The 20,703-nt window shown below is 70.5% G+C and carries 22 protein-coding genes and 1 pseudogene; 8 read left to right on the top strand and 15 right to left on the bottom strand.

What is annotated here, in order from left to right:
• Window positions 1-74: 74 nt before the first annotated feature.
• Together ACFVWW_RS02270 and ACFVWW_RS02265 are read left to right on the top strand one after the other, a co-directional pair.
• A complete protein-coding gene (locus ACFVWW_RS02270; RefSeq protein ID WP_384182123.1) occupies window positions 75-269 on the top strand; it encodes a hypothetical protein in 195 nt (64 codons plus the stop codon).
• A 123-nt stretch (window positions 270-392) separates the two neighbouring features.
• The gene (locus ACFVWW_RS02265; RefSeq protein ID WP_384182121.1) at window positions 393-1,007 is read left to right on the top strand and encodes a GPP34 family phosphoprotein; all 615 of its coding nucleotides are present in this window, start codon (window positions 393-395) and stop codon (window positions 1,005-1,007) included.
• Between the two features lie 43 nt (window positions 1,008-1,050).
• Here the strand turns inward: ACFVWW_RS02265 and ACFVWW_RS02260 are convergent, their stop codons facing one another.
• The 8 genes from ACFVWW_RS02260 to ACFVWW_RS02225 all read right to left on the bottom strand — a co-directional run bounded on the left by ACFVWW_RS02260 (window position 1,051) and on the right by ACFVWW_RS02225 (window position 7,943).
• Complete coding sequence (locus tag ACFVWW_RS02260) at window positions 1,051-1,782, bottom strand: 2OG-Fe(II) oxygenase (protein WP_386875394.1); 732 nt, start codon at window positions 1,780-1,782, stop codon at window positions 1,051-1,053.
• A 37-nt stretch (window positions 1,783-1,819) separates the two neighbouring features.
• Window positions 1,820-2,326 (bottom strand): methylated-DNA--[protein]-cysteine S-methyltransferase, encoded by a 507-nt coding sequence (locus ACFVWW_RS02255; protein ID WP_384182115.1) that lies wholly within the window; start codon window positions 2,324-2,326, stop codon window positions 1,820-1,822.
• A gap of 140 nt (window positions 2,327-2,466) precedes the next feature.
• Window positions 2,467-2,844, bottom strand: a complete 378-nt coding sequence (locus ACFVWW_RS02250) for an STAS domain-containing protein (protein ID WP_386875392.1) — start codon at window positions 2,842-2,844, stop codon at window positions 2,467-2,469.
• A gap of 54 nt (window positions 2,845-2,898) precedes the next feature.
• Window positions 2,899-4,248: a PP2C family protein-serine/threonine phosphatase gene (locus ACFVWW_RS02245; RefSeq protein WP_386875390.1), complete on the bottom strand. Its 1,350-nt coding sequence runs from the start codon at window positions 4,246-4,248 to the stop codon at window positions 2,899-2,901.
• 71 nt (window positions 4,249-4,319) lie between these two features.
• A complete protein-coding gene (locus ACFVWW_RS02240; protein WP_384182108.1) occupies window positions 4,320-5,534 on the bottom strand; it encodes a cytochrome P450 in 1,215 nt (404 codons plus the stop codon).
• A gap of 37 nt (window positions 5,535-5,571) precedes the next feature.
• Window positions 5,572-6,942 carry an NAD(P)/FAD-dependent oxidoreductase gene (locus ACFVWW_RS02235; RefSeq protein WP_384327924.1) on the bottom strand — a complete coding sequence of 457 codons (1,371 nt, stop codon included), beginning with the start codon at window positions 6,940-6,942 and terminating at the stop codon, window positions 5,572-5,574.
• On the bottom strand, window positions 6,926-7,141 hold the full coding sequence (locus tag ACFVWW_RS02230) for a ferredoxin (protein WP_384182103.1): 216 nt from the start codon (window positions 7,139-7,141) through the stop codon (window positions 6,926-6,928). The genes ACFVWW_RS02235 and ACFVWW_RS02230 overlap by 17 nt, the downstream gene beginning before the upstream one ends.
• 109 nt (window positions 7,142-7,250) lie before the next feature.
• On the bottom strand, window positions 7,251-7,943 hold the full coding sequence (locus ACFVWW_RS02225) for a formylglycine-generating enzyme family protein (protein WP_386875388.1): 693 nt from the start codon (window positions 7,941-7,943) through the stop codon (window positions 7,251-7,253).
• Between the two features lie 148 nt (window positions 7,944-8,091).
• Between ACFVWW_RS02225 and ACFVWW_RS02220 the strand changes: the two genes are divergently transcribed.
• Window positions 8,092-8,967: an LLM class F420-dependent oxidoreductase gene (locus ACFVWW_RS02220; protein ID WP_384327918.1), complete on the top strand. Its 876-nt coding sequence runs from the start codon at window positions 8,092-8,094 to the stop codon at window positions 8,965-8,967.
• A 61-nt stretch (window positions 8,968-9,028) separates the two neighbouring features.
• Here the strand turns inward: ACFVWW_RS02220 and ACFVWW_RS02215 are convergent.
• Window positions 9,029-9,157, bottom strand: a pseudogene (locus ACFVWW_RS02215) (GMC oxidoreductase); the annotation flags it as partial.
• A gap of 5 nt (window positions 9,158-9,162) precedes the next feature.
• On the opposite strand from ACFVWW_RS02215, the gene ACFVWW_RS02210 reads away from it, so the two are divergent.
• Both ACFVWW_RS02210 and ACFVWW_RS02205 read left to right on the top strand, forming a co-directional pair.
• Window positions 9,163-9,345, top strand: a complete 183-nt coding sequence (locus ACFVWW_RS02210) for a helix-turn-helix domain-containing protein (protein WP_386876700.1) — start codon at window positions 9,163-9,165, stop codon at window positions 9,343-9,345.
• A 50-nt stretch (window positions 9,346-9,395) separates the two neighbouring features.
• Window positions 9,396-9,521, top strand: a complete 126-nt coding sequence (locus ACFVWW_RS02205; protein ID WP_386876807.1) for a hypothetical protein — start codon at window positions 9,396-9,398, stop codon at window positions 9,519-9,521.
• A 10-nt stretch (window positions 9,522-9,531) separates the two neighbouring features.
• Here the strand turns inward: ACFVWW_RS02205 and ACFVWW_RS02200 are convergent, their stop codons facing one another.
• From ACFVWW_RS02200 to ACFVWW_RS02190, 3 genes are all read right to left on the bottom strand, one after another.
• Entirely contained in the window at window positions 9,532-12,294 is a 2,763-nt protein-coding gene (locus tag ACFVWW_RS02200) for an ABC transporter substrate-binding protein (RefSeq protein ID WP_384327915.1), read from the bottom strand.
• Window positions 12,295-12,399: 105 nt separating this feature from the next.
• On the bottom strand, window positions 12,400-13,458 hold the full coding sequence (locus ACFVWW_RS02195; RefSeq protein WP_386875385.1) for an LLM class flavin-dependent oxidoreductase: 1,059 nt from the start codon (window positions 13,456-13,458) through the stop codon (window positions 12,400-12,402).
• A 74-nt stretch (window positions 13,459-13,532) separates the two neighbouring features.
• Window positions 13,533-15,260: a serine/threonine protein kinase gene (locus ACFVWW_RS02190; protein WP_386875383.1), complete on the bottom strand. Its 1,728-nt coding sequence runs from the start codon at window positions 15,258-15,260 to the stop codon at window positions 13,533-13,535.
• A 158-nt stretch (window positions 15,261-15,418) separates the two neighbouring features.
• On the opposite strand from ACFVWW_RS02190, the gene ACFVWW_RS02185 reads away from it, so the two are divergent.
• Window positions 15,419-15,982 (top strand): type 1 glutamine amidotransferase domain-containing protein, encoded by a 564-nt coding sequence (locus tag ACFVWW_RS02185; RefSeq protein ID WP_386875381.1) that lies wholly within the window; start codon window positions 15,419-15,421, stop codon window positions 15,980-15,982.
• A gap of 5 nt (window positions 15,983-15,987) precedes the next feature.
• Here the strand turns inward: ACFVWW_RS02185 and ACFVWW_RS02180 are convergent, their stop codons facing one another.
• Window positions 15,988-16,959, bottom strand: coding sequence for a LysR family transcriptional regulator (locus ACFVWW_RS02180; RefSeq protein ID WP_386875379.1), 972 nt, complete (start codon window positions 16,957-16,959; stop codon window positions 15,988-15,990).
• A gap of 100 nt (window positions 16,960-17,059) precedes the next feature.
• Between ACFVWW_RS02180 and ACFVWW_RS02175 the strand changes: the two genes are divergently transcribed.
• The gene (locus ACFVWW_RS02175) at window positions 17,060-17,683 is read left to right on the top strand and encodes an NAD(P)-dependent oxidoreductase (RefSeq protein WP_386875377.1); all 624 of its coding nucleotides are present in this window, start codon (window positions 17,060-17,062) and stop codon (window positions 17,681-17,683) included.
• A gap of 77 nt (window positions 17,684-17,760) precedes the next feature.
• Here the strand turns inward: ACFVWW_RS02175 and ACFVWW_RS02170 are convergent, their stop codons facing one another.
• Together ACFVWW_RS02170 and ACFVWW_RS02165 are read right to left on the bottom strand one after the other, a co-directional pair.
• Window positions 17,761-18,675: a hypothetical protein gene (locus ACFVWW_RS02170; protein ID WP_386875375.1), complete on the bottom strand. Its 915-nt coding sequence runs from the start codon at window positions 18,673-18,675 to the stop codon at window positions 17,761-17,763.
• 163 nt (window positions 18,676-18,838) lie between these two features.
• A complete protein-coding gene (locus ACFVWW_RS02165) occupies window positions 18,839-19,498 on the bottom strand; it encodes a hypothetical protein (RefSeq protein WP_386875373.1) in 660 nt (219 codons plus the stop codon).
• 347 nt (window positions 19,499-19,845) lie between these two features.
• Here ACFVWW_RS02165 and ACFVWW_RS02160 point away from each other — a divergent pair, with 347 nt between their 5' ends.
• On the top strand, window positions 19,846-20,613 hold the full coding sequence (locus ACFVWW_RS02160; RefSeq protein ID WP_384182067.1) for an NPP1 family protein: 768 nt from the start codon (window positions 19,846-19,848) through the stop codon (window positions 20,611-20,613).
• The last annotated feature ends 90 nt before the right edge of the window (window positions 20,614-20,703 follow it).

Raw genomic sequence — 20,703 nt, 5'->3', positions numbered from 1 at the left:
GGCCGTACGGGACTCCTCCTCCGCCACACTGGCCGCCGAATGCCGCGATTCCGGTGCGGCGGAGGAGGTTGTCGATGGCTATTTCGATCTCACTGATGCTGCTTCTGGTGATCCTCACGGTGATCTTCATGCGCAACGGCGGACTGAAGCTCTCCCACGCGATGGTCTGCGTCCTGCTCGGGTTCTTCCTGGCGGGGTCGAGCATGGCGCCGACGATCGCGAACGGGATCTCCGCCACGGCCGGGGTGGTGGCCGGCCTCAACCCGTGAACGACGTTCCGGGATGGAGCACAGAGAGCGCCTATAATATGAGGTAAGTATGGAGAAATGATTTAATTCGCACCATGTGCCTGATGCGACAGACCGGGCCCTCGTGCTGACATGGAGCCCTTCATGACCACACCGCGGGACCTGTTGATCGTTGCCATGGACAGGGCGTCCAGCAGCCCCGTGGAGCGTGGCGATCTGTCGCTCGCGCTCGCGGGAGCCGAGGTGATCGACCTCCTCGGCGCCCAGGCCGTCGAACTGGACGACGGCGACCTCGTGCCGAGCGCCCGGCGAGCGGTGGCCGACCCCCTGTTGGACGAGGCCGCGTCGTCGCTGGCCCGCCAAGCGCCGTACGAGTCGCTCGGCGACTGGCTGTGGCGCAGAGGCCGCGGTCTGTCCGCCACCTATCTGGCCGCGCTTGAGGCGGAAGGGCAGCTGGCCCGGCAGCGCCGCCGCCGCTGGATGCTCTTCCGTACCAAACGGGTGGTGCTGGTCGATTCGCCCGCCCGCAGCCAGGCGGCGGACCGCTGGACAGCGGATGAACCCGTCCTCGCCGCCCTCGCCGCGGCCATCGGGATCCGCGACGAATCGACCGGAGACTTCCCGAGCGTGTCCGACGACGAGGTGGCGACCGTGCTCGCCGCCGTCACCGACGCGTTGGGGGAACTGGCGGACGAACGGCAACGGCGAGGCCGGAGGCTGGACGAAGCGGCAGTGAACAACGTCCGCCGAGGCTACTGACGATCGCGGCCCCCGCAGTCCGTGCACCGTGTCCGCACGGGCATCAGGAGGCGTTGTGGAAGACCAGGCCGAGGGTGCGCCGGCTGCCTGAGCGTACGGCGCTGACTCCGTGCCGTACCGGCGAAGCCGACCAGCCCCGCTTGGAGAGCACGGGCCGGTCGCGGGTGGTGAAGATCAGGCCGTGGCCCTGCGTCAGCAGGGTGGCGGTGCCGCGTGACTGGGCGCGGGGGCGCTGCTCGACGAGCAGGAACTCACCGCCGGTGTAGTCGGTGCCCGCCGCGTCGAGGCCGACGACGACCTGGAGCGGGAAGACCGCGTCGCCGAAGAGGTCGCGGTGCAGGGCGTTCCAGTCTCCGGGCCCGTAACGCAGCAGGATCTGGGACGACTTGGCCTGGCCCGCCTCGCGGCACATCGCGAGCCACTCCTCGAAACTGTCCGGCCAGGGCGCGGGCCGGCCGAGCTTGTCGGCCCAGTCGCGGGCGATCGGCAGCAGACGCGGGTAGAACGCCTCCCGCAACTCCCGCACCAACTCCGGCAGCGGGTCGCTGAAGTAGCGGTACTGGCCGGAGCCGAAGCGGTAGCGGGCCATGTCGATCGTGGAGCGGAAGTGCTCCGTCTCGTCGTACAGCGCGGCCAGCGACCGGCATTCCTCCAGGGTGAGGATCCGCTGGGTCGGCGCACAGCCGTACTCGTTGACCTCGTCGGCCAGGGCGCTCCAGTCGCCCGCGTCGACGCGCGCGCCTGCTCGGGCCGGAAGACGGGTGGTCACGGTCATGGTTCTGGTTCCTCCGGTGTCGTGGGCGGAGCGCGGGTCAGGCGGCCTGCCTGACGCCCTCGTGGAGCAGCAGCTGCTGCTTGCACGGGAGGCCGCCCGCGTAGCCGGTCAGGGAACCGTCCGCGCCGATCACGCGGTGACAGGGCCGCACGATCAGCAGCGGATTCGCGCCGATCGCCGCGCCCAGGGCACGCAGCGCGGCACGCGGGGCACCGATCCGCTCGGCGAGCCGGCCGTAGGTGGTCGTGGTGCCGTACGGGACGGACTCCAGGGCCTGCCAGACCCGCCGCTGGAATTCCGTGCCGCCGGAGACGTACTCGATGTCGAAGTGGGTGACCTCGCCGTCGAAGTACGAACGCAGCTGGGAGAGGATCTCGGTGAACGCCTCCGGGCTGCGCCGCCAGCCGTCCTGAATGGCCGCTCCGCCCTTCTGGCCGGGTACGGACAGGGACGCGAGCGCGGTGCCGCCCTTCGCGGTCGCCGACTCCTCACCCACCAGGAGCAGTTCACCCAGGGGGCTGTCGGTCGTGGTGTACAACGTCATCGTTCTTCCCTTACCTTCCTGTTTGCTTGGCTATGTTCGAGTCTGCCCTCCGTACAAGGTTTCGTCTGGCGGGATTCGGACGCCACGCTCCTGGCCTGCGCGAAGCACCTGCGGGAGCCCGGACCGGCCCCGTGGGCATGTCACCCGTCGATGGCGAGGGCGATGCTGGGGTAGAGGCGGAGCACCTGGTCCGCGCCCGAGATGTCCAGGAGACGCCGGAGCTGCGGCGGAGGCGCGGCGATCCGCAGTGATGTCGTTCTGCGGACGCGGAGAAGCACACTGAGCAGGCTGGAGTCGGCGAAGCGCAGCTCGCTGGTGTCCAGGATGACGACGGTGTGCGCCGCGGCGGCTGTCTCCAGAGCTTCCCGCACCTGGGAGACGTTCGACGCGTCGATCTCACCGCGAGCGACCACCACGTAGATGTCGCGCAGGGCGTCGTGGCCGGCGAAGGCTTCGTTCAGGGCCTGCTCAACGGGATCCGAGTGGTCGTCGTTGTGGGGCGTGCGGGGGCTGGGCACGCAGGGAAGCGTAGGCCAATGAAGCCGCCGGGCCCCCGATAGGTGAGCCGGATCTCATTCGGCGGTGGCGGTGTACGCAGTGGAGGTGGCGGGCGGGACGCGGACCGCGATCAGGGCGATGTCATCGGTACTGGCCTGCCCGAGGCCGGTCATGAGTTCGTCGCAGAACGTCTCCAGCGGTGCGCGGGCCAGCGCGGCGGCGTGCTGGCGCAGCCGGGCCATGCCGTCGTCGAAGGTTTCGCTGCGGCGTTCGATGAGTCCGTCCGTGTACAGCAGCACGGTGGAGTCGGGCGGCAGGGGCTCGATCGCGTCGGGGCGGATCGTGTCGGCGTCGGCTCCGAGCAGCAGGCTGCGGCCCTCGTTCAGGAATCGGGCATCGCCCTGACGGGTGACCAGGAGCGGGGCGGGGTGGCCGGCCACGCCGTAGTGGAACAGCCAGGGGCCGTCGGGTTCGGGTTTGGTGACCAGGGCGTACAGGCACGTCAGGGTCTGGGCGGGGTAGAGAATTTCGTTCGCGGCGTCCAGCCGGGCCAGGATCTTGCCCGGGGGTTCCTTGCGGTCGCACGCGATGCCGCGGAGCATGTTGCGCATCTGGCTCATGGACACGGCGGCCTTGAGGTCGTGGCCGGTGACGTCGCCGATGATGAGCGTGAGGGCGCCGTCGGGGAGCAGGAAGGCGTCGTACCAGTCGCCGCCGACCTCCGCGCTCACCCGCGCGGGGTCGTAGCGCGCGGCGATGTCGAGGGGCCCGTGGTCGGGCAGGTCGGGCAAGAGGGAGCGCTGAAGCCGTTCCGCGGTGGTGGCGATCTGCGCGTGCAGGCGCGCGTTGTCCACGGCCATGGCGATGCGATGGGCCAGATCCTCGATCAGCGGCAGCCGGTCCTGCTCTTCCAGCCCGTCCTGGTCGGTACGTACCAAGGTCAGTACCCCCAGCACCTGGCGGCGCGCACGCAGCGGTACCAGAACCGCTCGATGGGCCCCCAGCTGCTGGAAGGTCTGCAGTTCGATGCGGTGCAGGGCGTCGGTGCCCTCTTCGGACGGCGGAAAGTCCGTCAGCAGCAGGGGCCCGGCGCCCCGCAACGCCCGAGCCAGCGGGGCATCGGAGGAGTCGTCCGCCGGTGGGAGCAGCGCTTCGAGGAACCCGGGAGGCACCGCGTCGGGATCGCGGTGCTCCACCACGGCCCGGCGCAACCGCCCTTCGCCCCTGTCCTCGTCCTCGACCAGGTCGATGACGCACCAGTCCGCCACGGCGGGTACCAGCACGCGGCACAACCGGCGCAGTCCCGGATCCAACTCCAGCGTGCTGGACAGCGCCTCGGAGGCGTTGGCCACCAGGGTCAGCCGGTCCAGGGCGTCCTGCACGGCCTGGTCCACCTCGAAGGAATCGTTTCCGTGGGGCTGCATGGCCACCGTGCTTTCTCTGCCTCGGACGCCCCCGGTCGGCCGCCCGCCACTGCGGCCACGCCGACCGGAGCTCAAGAACCAGCCGCGCCGAGTCCGATGGCCAGGTGGCGGGGGCCGCGCAGTACCGGGCTGGGGCGGTACGGAGGCGGGTCTTCGATCAGGCGGGGACTGTCGAGCCGCCGGATGAGCTCGTTCAGCGCGATCTGGGCCTCCACCCGGGCCAGCGGGGCGCCGAAGCAGTTGTGGATGCCGCTGCCGAAGCCGAAATGCTGATTGTCCTCACGGGTCGGGTCGAAGCGGTCGGGATCGTGGAACCGCTGGGGATCACGGTTGCCGGAGGCGAGCATGAGGACGAGGGGCGCGCCCTTGGGGACGACGGTGCCCGAGACCTCGATGTCGGTCAGGGGCGTGCGCTGCGGCAGCATCTGGACGGGCGGCTCGTAACGGAGCATTTCCTCCACCGCCCTCGGCATCAGCGCCGGTTCCTCGCGCAGTCGTTCCAGCTGGTCGGGCTGTCGTAGCAGGGTGAGCATGCTGTTGCTGATGAGATTGACGGTCGTCTCATGACCGGCGATGAGCAGCAGGACGGACGTGGCCATCAGTTCCTGCTGCGTGAGGTGTCCCTCGGGGCCCTCGTCGTTGACGTACGCGGAGAGCATGTCGTCGGACGGGTGGCCACGGCGTCTGTCGGCGAGCTCTCCCAGGTACAGGCCCATCGCCTGCCGGGCTTCCATGGCCGCGCGCACGCGCTCGGCGGTGTCCGTGTCGGAGCCGGGGTCGAGTCTGGCGATGATGGTGTTCGACCAGACGCGGAACAGCGGTTCGTCCTCGCGGGGTACGCCCAGAAGCCGGCAGATCACGGTGACGGGGAGCGGGTAGGCGAAGTCGTCGACGAGGTCGATCCGCTCCTTCCCCTGGAACGCGGCGATGAGCTCCTCGGCGATCCGGGTGATGTCGCCGCGCATGGCGTCGATGCGGCCCGGGGTGTGGGGCGGGCCGAAGGGCCGCATCGCGAGGCGGCGGAGCCGGTCGTGCTCGGGGTCGTCGACCCCGATGAACGCCGGCTGCAACTTGAACGCGTCCTCGTCCGGTTCGTTGAGGTTGCGGCGGTCCGAGCTGATCCGCGGGTCGTGGAGCAGAGCCGCGATGTCGTGGTAGGTGCCGACCACATAGCTGCCGTCGTCCTGGCGGGCGACCCTGCTCCGGCGCAGCTCGGCGTAGAGCGGGTAGGGGTCGGCGCGGTTGGCGTAGTCGGTGATCCGGCGGAGCAGGGTGTCGGCAGCCATGGGTGGGCGCTCCTCATCGGTAGGGAGTGTGGGCGGTTCAGTCGGCGTGCCGCACCAGGATCAGGCGCCGGTCCGGCAGATAGCCGGTGAGTGCGACGGTCGGCCCGTGCGAAAGCCCCTTCGGGTCCAGTACGTCCGAGGAGACGGGGACGGCCGTGCCGGGACGGTCGGCGGCGCCCGGTCCTGGCGGAAACGGCGCCGCCGTCTCGATCAGGTTCTGGTAGTAACTCAGCCACTTGGTCCGGTTCACGCTCACCGCCGCGGTGACACGTCCCCGGTAGCCGTAGACGGCGACGAGCCGGGCCTCTTTGAGCGAGCCCTGCGCGATGACCACCTGGTCGGAGAAGGTGGGCACGCCGACGGACTTGATGTTGAGGCCGAACTGACTGGACCAGAAGACCGGCACCGCCAGATGCGGGCGCCTGCTCGGGCCCGGGCTGACCATGTTGTGGGCCGCGACCTCGGCCTGCGCGACCGCGTTGCCCCAGTGGTCCAGGGAGAGCATCTGGTACTCGAAGAGCGGATGCGGGAAGCGGGCCACGTCACCGGCGACGAAGACGTCGTCGGTGACGATCCCGTACATGCTGAAGGCGCGGCACCCGGCGTCGCAGGTCACTCCGAGCGGGCCCGCGGCGAGCCCCGAGTCGGCAAGCCATTCGGTGTTGCGGATCGCGCCCAGGGCGACCACGGCGATGTCCGCGTCGATCCTGCTGCCGTCGGAGAGCGTCGCGCCGGTGAGTCGGTCGGTGCCCTCCAGGGCGGTGACGGTCACGCCGCAGCGCAGGTCGACACCGTGCGCGAGCTGCAACTTCGCGGCGAGCGCACCGAACGCTCCGCCGAGCGCGCCGACCAGTGGCGCGGGGCCGCGCTCGGCGACCGTCACCTCAAGACCGCGTTCCCGGCAGGCGGAGGCGATCTCCGAGCCGGTGAAACCGGCACCGATCACCAGCACCCGTCGCGGCCCGGCGTCCAGCCGCTCGGCGAGGCGGCCCGCTTCGTCGCTCGTACGCAGGGTGAACACGCCGTCCAAGGCGTTCTCGGCGGGGTTCGGCCAGGGCCTGGCACGGGTTCCGGTGGCGATCAGCAGCCGGTCGTAGGGCAGCTCCTCGCCGTCGGCGAGGAGGACCCGCTTCTTGACCGGGTCGACGCCGGTGGCCCGTACGCCGAGCTTCCAGCACGCGTCCACCTCACGCCGCTGCGGCAGCCCGGTGTCCTTCGCCGACACCCGCCCGAGCAGCACCTGTTTGGAGAGCGGTGGTCTGTCGTACGGGGGATGGGGCTCGTCCCCGACCATGGTCAGTGAGCCGGTGAAGCCTTCCTCACGCAGCGTCTCGGCGGCCCGCAGCCCGGCCAGTGACGCGCCGACGATGACGATCCGGCAGTCGCGCAGCTCACCGTCGCCCGGCATCGGTACCCGCCTCCTCGCCGATGAGGATGGCCTGCACGGGACACGCCGCCGCGGCCCGCCTGACATGTTCGTCCTGGTCTGCCGGGGCGACGGGGCTGTACGACAGGGCCTCCTCGCCATGCATCGCGAACACGCGCGGGGCGAGGAACGCGCACTGGGCGTAGCCCTGACATCGATTGAGGTCGACGACGATGTTCATCCCGAGCAGCTCCTCCACCGCGACACCCGTGATGTCCGTCCTACTACCGATCAGGCGGCGGCGCGGACGGTGCTGCTCCGTCCGGGGGATGACGCACAGTCACGGGCGCTCACATCGACCGGGCGAGCCGGAACCCGAGGTCGTCGATGCGGAAGGTCGGGTGGCTCTTGCGGCGGCACGACGCCCGGCATCCCCGTGGCGGGTCGTATCCACCACCGCCACGGAACACGCGGTACGGGCCGTAGACCCTGGGATCGTAGACATCCCAGCACCACTCCCACACATTGCCGATCATGTCGTAGAGGCCCCACGCGTTCGGCGCCTTGGCCGCGACGTCGTGCACCTCGCCGCCGGAGTTCCCGCGGTACCAGGCGATCTCGTCCAGCTCCCCGTAGCGGGTGTCGGAGGTCCCGGCCCGGCACGCGTACTCCCACTCCGCCTCGGACGGAAGGCGATAGCCGTCGGCCTCCCAGTCGCAGACCACGTCCTGCCCGTCGCGGTCGTCTCCCATCGCGTAGCAGGGTGCGAGCCCCGTCGCTCGCGAGAGCAGGTTGCAGAACCGAACGGCCTCCTGCCAGGAGACCTCGGTCACCGGCGTCTTGGGCCCCGCCGAACTCGCCGGCGCCTCGCCCCGAACAGCGCGGTACAGCTCGCGGGTCACGGGAGAGGGCGCCAGCCGGAAGGCCCCGACCTCGACCTTCCAGTTCGTCTTCGTACCCTCGTCCCGCAGGACGATCTCCCCGGCGGGGATGTCCCTCATGTCCTCGACGATCGCCTGGTGGACGGTCGATTCAGGATTCATCCCAGCTCCCGTGCGCGTAACAGCCGTACCGCTCCTGTGCACCGGACTGGCCCGTACGGGGGACAGGCCGCCGTGCCGGAATAGTCGGTGCCGGGCGCGGGTTGGCACGGCCGTCGCTGGATTTCGAGGGCACGTAGGAGACAAGACGATGGTAACTCTGCAGGAGTCCGTGGGCCGTTACGGGATCTGGAGCGCGGAGCTCCGCTCCGAGGACCCCGCGCTGCGCGGGGAGATCCCGGAAGCCGCCGCCGAGCTGGAGGAACTCGGCTTCGGAGCCGTCTGGCTGGGCGGCAGCAGCGGCGTCGAGCACGCGGTACCCCTGGTCGAGGCCACGTCGGGGCTCACCGTCGCCACCGGCATCCTCAGCATCTGGCAGTACGAGGCCGCCGACGCCGCCGCCCGGTTCCTGCGGCTGGACTCCGCGCATCCGGGGCGTTTCGTGCTCGGTATCGGCGCCAGCCACGCCAAGCTCGCCGCGCAGTACCGACGGCCCTACTCGGCGATGGTCGACTACCTCGACGCACTGGACACGGCCGGTGTTCCGGCCGGCCGGATCGTGCTGGCCGCGCTCGGCCCGAAGATGCTCGAACTCTCCCGCGACCGCGCGGGCGGTGCCCACCCGTACCTCGTCACCCCCGAGCACACCGCCCAGGCCCGTGAACTCCTCGGCGCGGGACCGCTCCTCGCCCCCGAGCTGAAGGTCGTCCTGGACGCCGACCCGGACACCGCTCGGGCCACGGCCCGCGGCTACCTCGCCATGTACCTCACCCTGCCCAACTACACCAACAGCTTCCTGCGGCTGGGCTTCACCGAGGACGACTTCGCGGACGGCGGCAGCGACCGGCTCATCGACGCCGTCTACGCCTGGGGCGACGACGCCGAGATCCGGCGCCGTATCGACGCCTTCCACACGGCCGGCGCGGACCACGTCGCCCTCCAGATCGTCACCCCCGGCACCACCCCCGCCACCCCGGGCCCTCTGCCCCGCGCCGAATGGCGCCGGCTCGCCGAGGTACTGGCCTGACCCTCGTACCCTCGCCGCCCGTACCCTCGCCGTCCGTACGGAACAGATCCTGCAGCAGGGGTCAGCGGGCGGCCAGGACGAGCTCCGCGGCGCGTTCGGCGATGGCCACCACCGTGGCGTTGGGATTGACGCTCACGATGTCCGGCATCACCGAGGCGTCGGCGACGCGCAGCCCCGTCACGCCGTGCACGGCGCCTGGACCGCGCCAGGGCCGAGCTGGCGGCGGGCGGCGGTCTCACCGTCTCCGAGATCGCCGCCCGCTGGCACTTCGCGGACGCGAGCCACTTCGTACGGTCCTTCAAGAAGCGCCACGGCATGACGCCGTCCGCCTGCGTGCCCCGCGAGGCCGCCGGCCCTGAACCACGGGACAGCCCTTAGGTTGACTCCCATGTACTCGACGCGGGTCTCCCCGCACGTGAGTGCCTCACGTGCGGTCTCCCGACGCCGTGCCCGCCGCCGACAACGAGACAGGCACCCGCATGGCCCTGGCGAACCTCGCCCGGCTCGTCGAGGCGGACGAGCGCTCCGGGGCGGCCGGGCCGCCCCCCGCGTGAGCCGACGCCCTTACGGGCACGGATACTCGTCGCCCTTCGGCCCCCACCTCGTGCGTTCATCGCCGCGCGCCACCCTGCCGCACAGCAGCTCGGTCGCCGGCGCGCCGCCGGTGCCGCGCAACACCGCGAGCAGCTTGTCCTCCGTCACCCGCCCCCCGCCCGCCGCGCCGTGCGCGTCGGTACGGCCGGTGGCGCCGTCGAGGCCCCCGCCGCCCAGGCCCTGGTAGAGCACACCTTGCAGCAGCCCGCGGTCGAGGCGGTCGTCATGTCCGCCGGTGGTGCGCCAGGCCTGGTCGATGCCTTCGGCGAGATAGCGCAACGCGTCCCAGGCGAGCGCGAGATGGCCGTCCTCGCGCATGGCCTTCGTCCTGGCGCTGTGGTCGCCCGCGTACGCACGGTCGTACGCGGCGAGGAAGGCCGCGGCCTCCGGGCTCCGTGGAGCCAGCGCCGGGGCGTTGCCGTGCGAGACGTAGAAGAGGGTGAGGCCCTTGAAGTCGTCCCAGGGACGCTCCTCTTCCGTCAGTGTGTTGGTGACGTCGTCGCCGCCGAGCACACTGATCTTCGGGCAGTCGCCGGAGATACGGGCGATCTCGGCCAGGAACAACTGGAACTGGCTGGCCCGCGCCGACCACACCACCGCCGTCCGCGGCTCCTCACTCACGGCGCCGCAGACCTCGCGGGCCAGATCCTCCACGGTCGCCACGGGCCGTCCGCCCAGCGCACCCGGCACCGGCCCGGGTTCCGGTGCGTCGGTGGGGGTGTAGAGGAGTACGTCGACGCTCCCTGGCCTGTACGAGGCACGGAAAGACGCGGCCAGGCTGTTGCTGTAGGCGTCGGTGGCGTCGGCGACGAGAGTCACCCGGCGCGCCTTCTGCCCGCCCGCGGTCATCCCCGCGCTCGAAGCGAACGCTGCCATCAGCTCGGCGGCCCGCGCGTCGGTGGGGGCCGTCTGGTAGTAGTGCTCGCCCTGGCGAAGGAGTTCGTCGGCGGTGCCCGAGGTACCGACCATCGGGATGCCGGCCTTGTCGAGGACGCCTATCGCTTCGTACGTGTTGCGGCGGCTCTGTCCGAAACCGACGACGCCCGCGATGGACGGATCGCTCGCGGCGAGCTCCACGATCCGGTCGGCGACGGCGGGCGCGTCCTTGAAACGGTCACCCGCGTTGGCGGCGAGGACCCGCAGCGGGACGCGCTCGCCGGAACGCAGCGCCTGGGCGTTGATGTGCTGCTGAGCCAGCGCGAGACCGCGCAGCTCCGCCAGTGTGCCGCCGCGCACCGGGTCTTCCGCGTCCTTGCCGCCGGTGAGGGGGCCGAAGTAGACGACGGTGCGGCGACCGGGGCGCGGGTCGTTGCCCGGCCGGCCCGCGAGTTCCTTGTCGACCTCCTCGTTCTGCCGCTCGATCTGCTGGAGCACGGCCCGTACGGCCTGCTCACTGGGCTCCTTGCCGAAGCCCGCCGCGCCTTCCGCGACCCCGACGCACTGCCCGTCCGTGCCGAGGAAGGTGGAGCCCTGGCAGGGGTCGTCCTTCTGGCGGTTCCCGATGTCCGGTACGAGGACGAGGGCGGCGGCGAGGGCGAGTACGAGCGTGCCGATGCCGAGCACTCCGGCCACCTCGGCGCCGGGCCCCCAGCGCGGCGACGGCGTCACCAGCGTCGGCCAGCGGCCGAGCCAGTACACCGCGGCCTGGTCGTCCTCCGGTCCTTCGGCCACCGGGACGACGATGCCGGTCGGCTGACCCGGCGTCATCCCGCGCCGCTCGATGTTGATCAGCTCGGCGCCGGCGTGAGCCAGGCCGGACGCGTCGATGTCGGGGATGCGCGAGGCCAGCGAGCGTACGCCGCCCGCCACCGCGAACACCGAGGTGCAGCGTAAGTCCTCCATGGCGGAGCGGAGTTCGCGCAAGAAGCGCTGCACGCGCGAGTCGGCGGGCCCCGCCTCGTCGAAGAGCAGCACGAAGCGGGCGGCGCGGCGCCGCCGCCAGGGGTTGAAGAGACGGGCCCGGCACGCCTGGTCCAGATCGGCGAGCAGGGCGTGCATGAGTACCCGGTCCATTCGCTCCGGCTCATGGGACGGATCGCCGTGTACGAGGTCCAGCGCGGAGCGGAAGAAGTCCGTGGGCGGGCTGCCGTGCTGACGGCGCACCCACTCCGCGTACCAGCTGCGACTGCGGGCCCGCCCGAGCATCCGGCGGTTGGCGCGCCAGCCGAACAAGGCGCGCGGCAGCCGCTGGAAGAGCGGGCCCGCGACGAAGTTCCACAGCAGTTCGAGCAGTGTGCCGCCGCTCGCCTGGTCGCGGCCGCCGAGCCACCACAGGGACTGGGCGGTACGGGACCAGTTGCGGTGCTCCGCGTAGCAGTGGTTGCGCAGCTCGGCGTGGCGGCGCTCCATGAGCCCCTCGATGGCGGGCGCGGTGACGACCGAGCGCAGCAACCGGTAGCTGTGCAGCCGAAGTTCACCGGTGCCGGGCGGCATGGTCTCGGCGAGCTGAAGGGTCAGATGCTCGAAGAGTTCGAGCGGCGGCGAGTCGTTCCCGTCCGGTATCTGCGGAATGTACGCGTGCGGCGCGAGGACCTCGCTGCGGCCGCGCATCCGTGAGCGGAGCCCCGTGACGATCTGTCGTCCCGCGGTACCGTCGCCCGGCTCACTGAACAGGACGACCGGCACTCTGCTGCGGCTGCGTCGCGGCTGTACCACCAGTTTGTCGAACGCGTCGATGAAGCGCTCGACGCCCGGATAAGCCGGAATGCGGCTTTGTGGATCCCCCGTGGTCATGAACAGGCCCCCCTGTGTCCCCCTGCGAAGCAAGGGATATTCCCCTTAACCGTCATACGCAAGCATGGGGTCACAGCACAGGAGAGACACAGGATTTTGCCGGGTTCAGGCGGCCGGTTGCCAGCCGAGTGCCGGGCCGAGCTCGGTGGCGATGTCCGTGAGGATCTGGACGTAGTCGTCATGGTCGAAGGTGAAGGGCAGCGCGAACGCGACCTCGTCGATCTCCCGGAAAGCGGCGTGGGAGTAGAGCCGTTCGGCGATCTGCGCGGAGGTTCCGACGAGATCGGGCGCGAACATCATGCGCGCAGGCCCCTGTGGCGTGGCGGTACGCGGCGTGCGCTTCCGGGCGAACTCCTCGTACTTCGCGCGTTGCTCCGGCGAGGCGGTGTCGGTGGGGATGACGACGAGCCCCTGGGAGACGCGGGCGCGGTCCCCGTCGGGGTGGTGGGCGCGGAAGGTCCGTATGTGCGAAAGCTGGATCTCGGCGAAGTCCTCGGACTCCTCAGCCTTCACGACGCTGCTGGTCAGGAGGTTCATCCCGTGCTCACCTGCCCACTGGGCCGACCGCAGGCTCGCGCCGCCGTACCACATGCGGCGGCCCAGACCGGGAGCGTGGGGCTGGACCCGGTCGGAGAACACCTCGAAGCCCTCCGTGCCGCTGAAGTCGGTCGCTGGTTCGCCGCGCACGAAGTCCAGGAGCCGCTGCACACGGTCGTAGCTGAAATCCTCCATGGCGGCGGTGTCGGGGTAGAGCGCGTGTCTGACCTGGTCGTAGTGGATCGGCGGACCGACGCTGACCCCCGGATTGAGGCGGCCCCCGGACAGGATGTCGACCGTCGCCAGGTCTTCGGCCAGCCGCAGTGGGTTCTCCCATCCCAGCGGGATGACCGCCGTGCCCAGTTCGATGCGGCTGGTGCGCTGCGAGGCCGCTGCCAGGACCGCGACGGGGGAGGAGATGCCGTACTGCAGATGGCGGTGGCGCATCCACGCGCTGTCGAAACCCAGCCGCTCACCCAGTTCGATGATCTCAAGTGTCGATTCGTGGCCCCGGCGTGGGTCGGCCCCATCGAACAGCCCGATGGTCAAGAAGCCCAGCTTCCGCAACGGTTCCGAGGGCAGCGGCACAGGGATCCTCCATCGTCCGCGGCATGCTCTGCCGCACATCAGCACTGTCCCGATTGTGGCAGGCGATCGTCGGGCGGACCTGGTCGGCCCGGGGCCGCAAGAGAGCCGGTGTCTCAGGCGTGGAAGCCGTTACACGTGACGGATGTGAACTTCGTGGGGCCGCCCTCCACGTGGTACAGCACCACGGTCCAGTCGCCCCTGTCGTCGCCCACCGGGATCGCGTCGACGGTCCGTTCGCCGAAGTGGGCCCGGAAGTCGTCGGGGTACTTGAGTGTGATGGTTCCGCCCGAGGACCACTGGGAGTAGAGGTCGACGGGCTTGCTGGTGAAGCCGATGCCCTTGCCGGCGGACCGGGTGGGCCGACCGGTGACGCGGTCGGTCTCGTGCGGGGGCCGTACCCCGACGGATATGTAGTACGGCGCGGGCCGCTTTCCCTGTCCGGCGTTCTTGGGGCGCAGCGCCACCGAGGCGGTGTCGAAGCCGGTGGTGTGCGAAACGGAGGACCGCAGGCCGTCCGGCGGTGAGGACTCGGCGAGGCCGGCCAGGTCGCAGGAGCCGATGCCCTGGGCGGCCTGCGCCGGATCCTCCGACAGGGTCCAGCGGTCCTGTGAGACACGGTCGTTCATGATGTGGTCCGGCGGTCGCCCGGCCGGACTGCTGGCCGTCGGCCGGGACGCGGTCTGCGGCCCGGACGGGGTCACGCCGGTCGTGGGTCCGGCCGCGGAGTCCTTGGTGTCCGCTCCGGGGAGCAGCCAGACCGTCACCGCCGCGGCGACCGCCACCGCACCGAGCACGGGCCAGGCTCGGCGACGTACGGCGCGGGCGGGAAGGCGCTGCTGATCGGGCAGGCCGTACGGGGTGGTGCCGAGCGGCCCCGGAGATACCCTGCCCCACGCCCCGGCCTCCGGTTCGGGGTCGGACAGCGTGTACCCACTGAACGGCGGGGGTGGCGTGTTCACGTGCCCGAGCGCGGACACGGACTCGGGCTCGGGCTCGGTGGTGCGGGCCAGCGAGCGGTAGTGGGCGTCCGCCACCAGCGCCGAGTCCACCGCGCATCCGGCGATCACGGCGGACAACTCCGGCCGCTCCGCCGGGTCCTTGGCGACACACCGCCGGATCAGCGCGGCCAGATCGGGCCGTACCCCCGCCAGGTCGATGTCCTCGTGCACGGCCCGGTAGCTCACCACCGTCGCGTCGCCCGTGCCGTACGGGGGCCGGCCGGTCGCCGTGTACGCGAGCGTCGCCCCCAGCGCGAAGACGTCCGCCGCCGGTCCGACCTCGTTACGCAGGACGACCTCGGGCGCCGTGTACCCCGGCGTCCCCGGCGTCATCCCGTCCCGGGTGAGCATCGTCTGCTCAAGCCCCCGGGCGATTCCGAAGTCGATCAGTTGCGGTCCCTGCGGCGAGAGGATGACGTTCTGCGGTTTCACGTCCCGGTGGGTGACGCCGTGGACATGGACCGCGGCCAGTCCCTCGGCGAGCGCGGCGAGCAGCCGCAGGGCACTGTCCGGCGGGAACGGTCCGCCCGCGCCCACAGCGGCGCGCAGCGTGGGCCCGGCCACGTACTCGGTGGCCAGCCAGTACGGGGACGAGTCGAGCGACGCCTCGATCAACTGGGCGGTGTAGGCGCTGCGCACGGCCTCCACGGTCGCGGCCTCCCGCCGGAACCGGGCCAGCGCGTCGGGGTGATCGCTGATCTCGTCCCGGATCACCTTCACGGCCACCAGCCGCCCGCCGGGTGACCGGCCGAGATACACCTGTCCCATGCCGCCCGCGCCGAGACGGGCGAGAAGCTGGTACGCGCCTATTCGCGCGGGGTCCTGAGGTCGCAGCGCATCCACCAGCACGACTGTGCCATATCCGCCCACCCACGTGACGGGCTGCGGTTGACATGCCTGTCGAGGGTGGGAGCGTGGAGGGGGAAGGCGCGATGGTGCGGCGACGGGAGCCGTTACGCGAACCTCACGAGCGCCTCCCACTGAGAGGCAGATCAAACACCATGGGACACGCACTGCACGATCGGAAAGTCGCGATCCTGGCCACCGACGGAGTGGAACGCGTAGAGGTGGAACAGCCCCGCGGCGCCCTCTACGGCGCCGGGGCCAAGAGCGAGATCCTCTCCCTCCACCCCGGTGAGATCCAGGCCCGGCAGTTCGACATCAACCCCGCCGGGACCTTCCCCGTCGACCGACTCGTCGCCGACGCCTCCGTGGACGACTACGACGCCCTGCTCCTGCCGGGCGGCACCATGAACCCCGACCAGCTCCGCGCCAATGAGGACGCCGTCGGCTTCGTGAAAGCGTTCGTCGCCAGCGGGAAACCGATCGGCGTGATCTGCCACGGCCCGTGGACGCTCGTGGAAGCCGACGCCGTACGCGGACACCGCTTCACCTCCTGGCCGAGCGTGCGCACCGACCTGCGCAACGCGGGAGCCGAGGTGGTCGACGAGGAAGTGGTGATCGACGGCCAGTTCATCTCCAGTCGCTCACCCGCAGACCTGCCGGCCTTCTGCGAGGCCATCGTCGACCAGTTCGCCAAGGCCGGCCACGAGGTCGCCGGATAGCCCGGTCAACGCGTGAGCCCCGGACCTGGGCGGTGGTCCCGGCCTTCGCCGGCCTGATGAGCGGGTGACTGAGCCGGTGACCGGCAGGCTGCCCGCATGACGGAGCGGGCCTGGCCGCGCAGCCAGGTGTGAGCGCGGTCGCTGTCGTAACGCTGGTGCCACGCCAGATACATCGGGACCGTGGGCATGTCGAGGGGGAGCGGGAGCACGCGCAGGGCGAGGTCGCCGAGCAGGGGGCGGCTGATGAGTTCGGGGACCGCGACCACGAGGTCGCTGTGCCGGACGAGCTGCAGCGCGGTGGCGCCGGTGGGCACCGCGGCCACCACCCGACGTCGCAGGCCGTGGGCCGCCAGCGCGTCGTCGATGGGGTCGCTCAGGCGTCCGCGGCGGGACACCGTGACGTGCTCGGCCGCCGTGTACCGCTCGATGCTGAGCGGCCCTTCGGTCAGCGGATGACCCGAGCGGACCGCGACGACCAGGCTGTCCAGGCCGACCTTCTCGTAATGGATCTCGGACGGCGACGGCTCGCTGGTGCTGGTTTCGAGGTCGACCTCGCCGCGCCGAAGCTCGTGGGTGTCCGTACTCGACTCGGGCACGAAGCGCAGCCGGACCCCGGGGGCCTGGGAACGGACCGCGGCGAGCAGCGCGGGGCCGCACGCGTGGGTGAGGGCGTCGTGCCACCTCAGGGTGAAGGTGCGCTCCAGGTTCGCCAGGTCGACGTTCCGCTCGGGAGAGAGCACCGCCTGGGCCTGGTGCACCAGGCCGTGGACCTGTTCGCGGATGGCGAGGGAGTACGGCGTCGGGGTCATCGTCCGACCGGTGCGCACCAGGATCTGGTCGCCGGTCGCGCGCCGGATGCGGCCCAAGGTCCGGCTCATCGCGGGCGCGGACACATGGAGCCGGGCGGCGGCGCCGGCCACACTGCCCTCCTCCAGCAACGCGTCGAGTGCGGTCAGCAGGTTCAGATCCACATGCATGGGAGTAATGCTAGGCGTAACAAGCATGCACTTGTCGTTAACTGAGGAGCGGCTTACCTTCGAGATCACTCCGCCACAGCCCCTCTTCTCGGAGATCACCATGAAGATCGTCATACTCGGTTCCACCGGGCGGACCGGCCGCCTGCTGGTGGCCCAGGCCCTCGCCCGGGGCCACGAGGTCGTCGCTCTGGCCCGCGACCCGAGCCGGCTCTCCGAGCTCGCCGCCGGCACCCTGGTCGTGGTCCGGGCGGATGTAACCCAGGCGTCCACCGTCCTGCCCGCGGTCGAGGGCGCCGACGTGCTCGTCAGCGGACTGGGCATCACCAAGAAGCAGGACCCGCGCATCCTCATCGACGGAGCCCGCCTGGTGGCCTCGGCGGTCCCACGGGTGGTCTGGCTCAGCTCGCTGGGAATGGGAGCGACCGAGGGCGCTCTGGGGAGAGTGAACGGTGCGCTGCTCAAGCGCGTCCTGCGCCATGAGTGGGAGGCCAAGGGCGTCGCCGGCCACGTCGTCCGCGCCGCAGGGGGAAGTGTCGTGTACGCCGGGCCGCTGACCGATCGGCCCTACCAGGGCGGCGGACGGCTCGTTCCCGCTGAGAGGTTCAAGCCGCGGCTGGTTCCGCCCGCGGCACCCCGGGCCGGCATCGCCGCTCTCCTGCTCGACGAGGCGGAAGAGCCCCGCTTTTCCGCCACCCCTGCCATCGCGCTGTTCGACCAGCGTTGAAGCCAGCGTTGAAGCCAGCGTTGAAAAAGGTCTCCCGGGGCCACCACGGATACCGTGGTGGCCCCGGTCGCTCTGTGCTATCCGTCTTCGGGCAAGGGCCCGTTGTCGCTGGTGACACCGTCGTTGAAGATGATGGTCAAGGGCGCGGTTCCCTCCCGCCTGGTCTTGCGGAGGTCTTCGGCCATACGCCGGTAGAAGGCGGAGGCCATGGCCCAGCTGCCGTCGATGATGTCGCCCTTCACCCGTGCTTCGCGCAGCGCGATGAGCACGCCGATGAGGGAGCGTCCGGAGAGGATGATCCGTACCCGGCCTTCTCCGTCGTCGGTGATTTCCGGGGTGGGGTTGAAGTGCTCCTGGCCCGAAGCGAGGTCGGCGACGAAGTTCCAGGCGTCCCGGTGGCAGACGAGCACGATGGAGGCGATCGGCGCGGCGCCCAGCAGAAGGGCGCCGTGGCTGATCGCCTCTCTCGGCTCGGTGCCGGAGTCGAGTGCCTCGCTGGACTGCTTGCGCCGGTCGGCCTCCTCGGGCTCTCCCTCGCCTTCGGCGCCCGCGGGGGCCACTACCTCGGTCTCGGCCTCCGGCTCGGGACCACCCGCGGAGGGCTCCTCGGCGGGTACTGCGGTGGCTGCCGCCGTCCGCTCCTCTTCGACGTCGGGGGCGACCGGAGCCCGGGAGATGGACGTATCGAAGAGCTGATGGTGAGCCAGATCGGTCACCAGGCCGCGGAGCGCGGCTATCGACTGATGGATCTCGTGCAGGTCCTGACGCAGAGCGGTGACCTGCCTGCTCACCTCGGTCGTAGCCGCGGACCCGTTGTTCACGCGAGTGCGCGTCTCACGGATGTCGGAGCGGAGGCTTTCCACTTCGGATGCGACAACCTGACGCAGATCCTTTTCCGCGGTGTCGACGCGGTCTCCCACCGCGCCGATCTGGTCACTCAGCTCCCGCCGGGTGTCCAGCAAGGCTGTCATCAGGTCGTTGTTACGTGCCACGGTCGTCCTCATTGCACTCAAAGTATCCAAGTAACTTCGTCTTGTAGTTTCCCCTGGTCGCGGAGTGCTGAAGGCGATTTGTAGCGATCAGGCCGAGGTCCGGCCGAAACTGATGCGTTGTTGATGTTGCTCCGGGTGCCGGACACGGCCTACGGGACAGCCCTCAGCCCAGCAGGCCGCCGAGGACGCCGCCGATGAGGTCGCCGAGCGGGTGTCCCGGGTCCGACGGTCCGGCGCTCGGCTGACCGGCGTCCTGCTCCGGCTCGCCCGGGGCAGGAGTGTCGACGGCCCCGGACGAGCCGTCCGCCGGCTTCCCCGCTCCCGGCTTGCCTGCTTCGGGTTTGCCCGCGGGTTCGTCCGCTCCGGGTTCGTCCGTTTCCGGCTCGGGCGGCTCCTGATGGTCCGTGACCGGCACCGCCGCGCCCGGTCGCGGCGCGGCCGGGGTTTCCGCGCCGTTCGCCGCGTCGCGGCTCGGTACGGGACCGGGCTCGCCCGGCTCTGCGCTCCATGGGCGCCCGGGTGGCGGCCCGGCCGGACCCGTCGGATCCGGTGTCCGCACCACGGATTCGCGAACGGCGGGAGCCGGCGACGTCGGTACGGGTAGCGCCTTTGGCTCCTGCGCGAACGCGGGTATCACCAGCCCGGGCGCCAACGAACTCCCGCCGACCAGCAGGCCGCCTAAGGTGACGGCGTAACACGAACAGGCGGCGGCCACGGTCCACCCGACCCGGCGGAACATCCTGTTCCGACGCCCGCTGGCGTCCACGAAGACCGGCCCGCCCGCCGCCGAGTCCGATTCGACGTGCTGTACCGCTGTACGCATGACGCTCCCCCTGTGTATGTGTGTCGTGCGCATTCCAATCCGTTGTTCGTATCAGCACACAAGCAGGATTGGTCGGAAGTGCGCCACATTCAGACGCCCCTTGGGTACGCCTCGGTGCGCCTCGGTGCCCAACTCGGCTTCCGACAGCTTCACTTCGGCCGTCCCTGCCGTCACACTCTGCTCAGCAGGTAACCTCGGCCCGGGTCGCCCACCCCCCCCTGTATTGGCTGACCTTTCATCACTCTGACACCTGCCGACTCTCGGCGTGTCAACGAAGACCGGCGAAGCTGATCCGGGCATGTCAATCGGACCGTGTGCCCCACGCCGCGGTCGATCAGGAGGACGCAGTGAAGAAAAGCTCGCGCATCCGCAAGGTTTCACTCACCCTCGGCAGTGCCATCGCGCTGGTCATCGCCTTTCCGGGCAGCGCTCTCGCCGATCCCCCCAGGGCCTTGCCCGCCAACGCGGATGGGATGGAGCAGACGTTCCAGCCGGCCTTCGACTACGACACGGACGGTTGCTACCCCACTCCCGCCATCGGCCCCGACGGGACCATAGCCCCCGGTCTCAACACGACCGGGGCCGTCAACGGCTCGTGCCGCGACTCCTGGGATCTCGACAGCACCAACGGATACGCGCGGTACAAGTGCAACAACGGCTGGTGCGCGATCATTTACGGCCTCTATTTCGAGAAGGACCAGGCCGTCGCGGGCAGCGGCCTCGGCGGGCACCGTCATGACTGGGAGCATGTCGTGGTGTGGGTGCAGAACAACCAGGCGCAGTACGTCTCCACCTCCGCCCACGGCAATTTCAACATCCACAGCCGTGACCAGATCCAGTGGGACGGGACGCACCCCAAGATCGTCTACCACAAGGACGGCGCGGGCACGCACTGCTTCCGCGCCGCGAACACCAACGACGAGCCGCCGGAGAACCACTACCGCGGGTGGCAGTTCCCCACACTGGTCGGCTGGAACGGTTACCCCGCGGGTCTCCGCGACAAGCTGAGCCAGGCCGATTTCGGCAGTGCCGTCTTCGGCCTCAAGGACGGTAATTTCAACTCCCACCTGGAGAAGGCCAAGCCGGCCAACATTCCGTTCGACCCCAACGCCTGACGCACGGGGCCGGAGGGCGGGCGCGGCGCGTCAGCCGCCGCTCCGTCCCCCGGCCCCGCCCTCCCCTCTGGCGGACGTTTCGACACGCCG

Origin of the sequence: Streptomyces sp. NPDC058198, from assembly GCF_042882605.1 — a bacterium.
Lineage (GTDB): Bacteria > Actinomycetota > Actinomycetes > Streptomycetales > Streptomycetaceae > Streptomyces.
The sequence above is the reverse complement of the archived record's forward strand: the minus strand, read 5'-3'. Positions and strand labels throughout refer to the sequence as shown.

Bases quoted from the DNA above. Each gene is read 5' to 3' on its own strand.
- ACFVWW_RS02270 (WP_384182123.1), top strand. From the start codon at position 75: ATGGCTATTTCGATCTCACTGATGCTGCTTCTGGTGATCCTCACGGTG.
- ACFVWW_RS02265 (WP_384182121.1), top strand. From the start codon at position 393: ATGACCACACCGCGGGACCTGTTGATCGTTGCCATGGACAGGGCGTCC.
- ACFVWW_RS02260 (WP_386875394.1), bottom strand. From the start codon at position 1,782: ATGACCGTGACCACCCGTCTTCCGGCCCGAGCAGGCGCGCGCGTCGAC.
- ACFVWW_RS02255 (WP_384182115.1), bottom strand. From the start codon at position 2,326: ATGACGTTGTACACCACGACCGACAGCCCCCTGGGTGAACTGCTCCTG.
- ACFVWW_RS02245 (WP_386875390.1), bottom strand. From the start codon at position 4,248: ATGCAGCCCCACGGAAACGATTCCTTCGAGGTGGACCAGGCCGTGCAG.
- ACFVWW_RS02240 (WP_384182108.1), bottom strand. From the start codon at position 5,534: ATGGCTGCCGACACCCTGCTCCGCCGGATCACCGACTACGCCAACCGC.
- ACFVWW_RS02235 (WP_384327924.1), bottom strand. From the start codon at position 6,942: ATGCCGGGCGACGGTGAGCTGCGCGACTGCCGGATCGTCATCGTCGGC.
- ACFVWW_RS02230 (WP_384182103.1), bottom strand. From the start codon at position 7,141: ATGAACATCGTCGTCGACCTCAATCGATGTCAGGGCTACGCCCAGTGC.
- ACFVWW_RS02225 (WP_386875388.1), bottom strand. From the start codon at position 7,943: ATGAATCCTGAATCGACCGTCCACCAGGCGATCGTCGAGGACATGAGG.
- ACFVWW_RS02220 (WP_384327918.1), top strand. From the start codon at position 8,092: ATGGTAACTCTGCAGGAGTCCGTGGGCCGTTACGGGATCTGGAGCGCG.
- ACFVWW_RS02200 (WP_384327915.1), bottom strand. From the start codon at position 12,294: ATGACCACGGGGGATCCACAAAGCCGCATTCCGGCTTATCCGGGCGTC.
- ACFVWW_RS02195 (WP_386875385.1), bottom strand. From the start codon at position 13,458: ATGTGCGGCAGAGCATGCCGCGGACGATGGAGGATCCCTGTGCCGCTG.
- ACFVWW_RS02185 (WP_386875381.1), top strand. From the start codon at position 15,419: ATGGGACACGCACTGCACGATCGGAAAGTCGCGATCCTGGCCACCGAC.
- ACFVWW_RS02180 (WP_386875379.1), bottom strand. From the start codon at position 16,959: ATGCATGTGGATCTGAACCTGCTGACCGCACTCGACGCGTTGCTGGAG.
- ACFVWW_RS02175 (WP_386875377.1), top strand. From the start codon at position 17,060: ATGAAGATCGTCATACTCGGTTCCACCGGGCGGACCGGCCGCCTGCTG.
- ACFVWW_RS02165 (WP_386875373.1), bottom strand. From the start codon at position 19,498: ATGCGTACAGCGGTACAGCACGTCGAATCGGACTCGGCGGCGGGCGGG.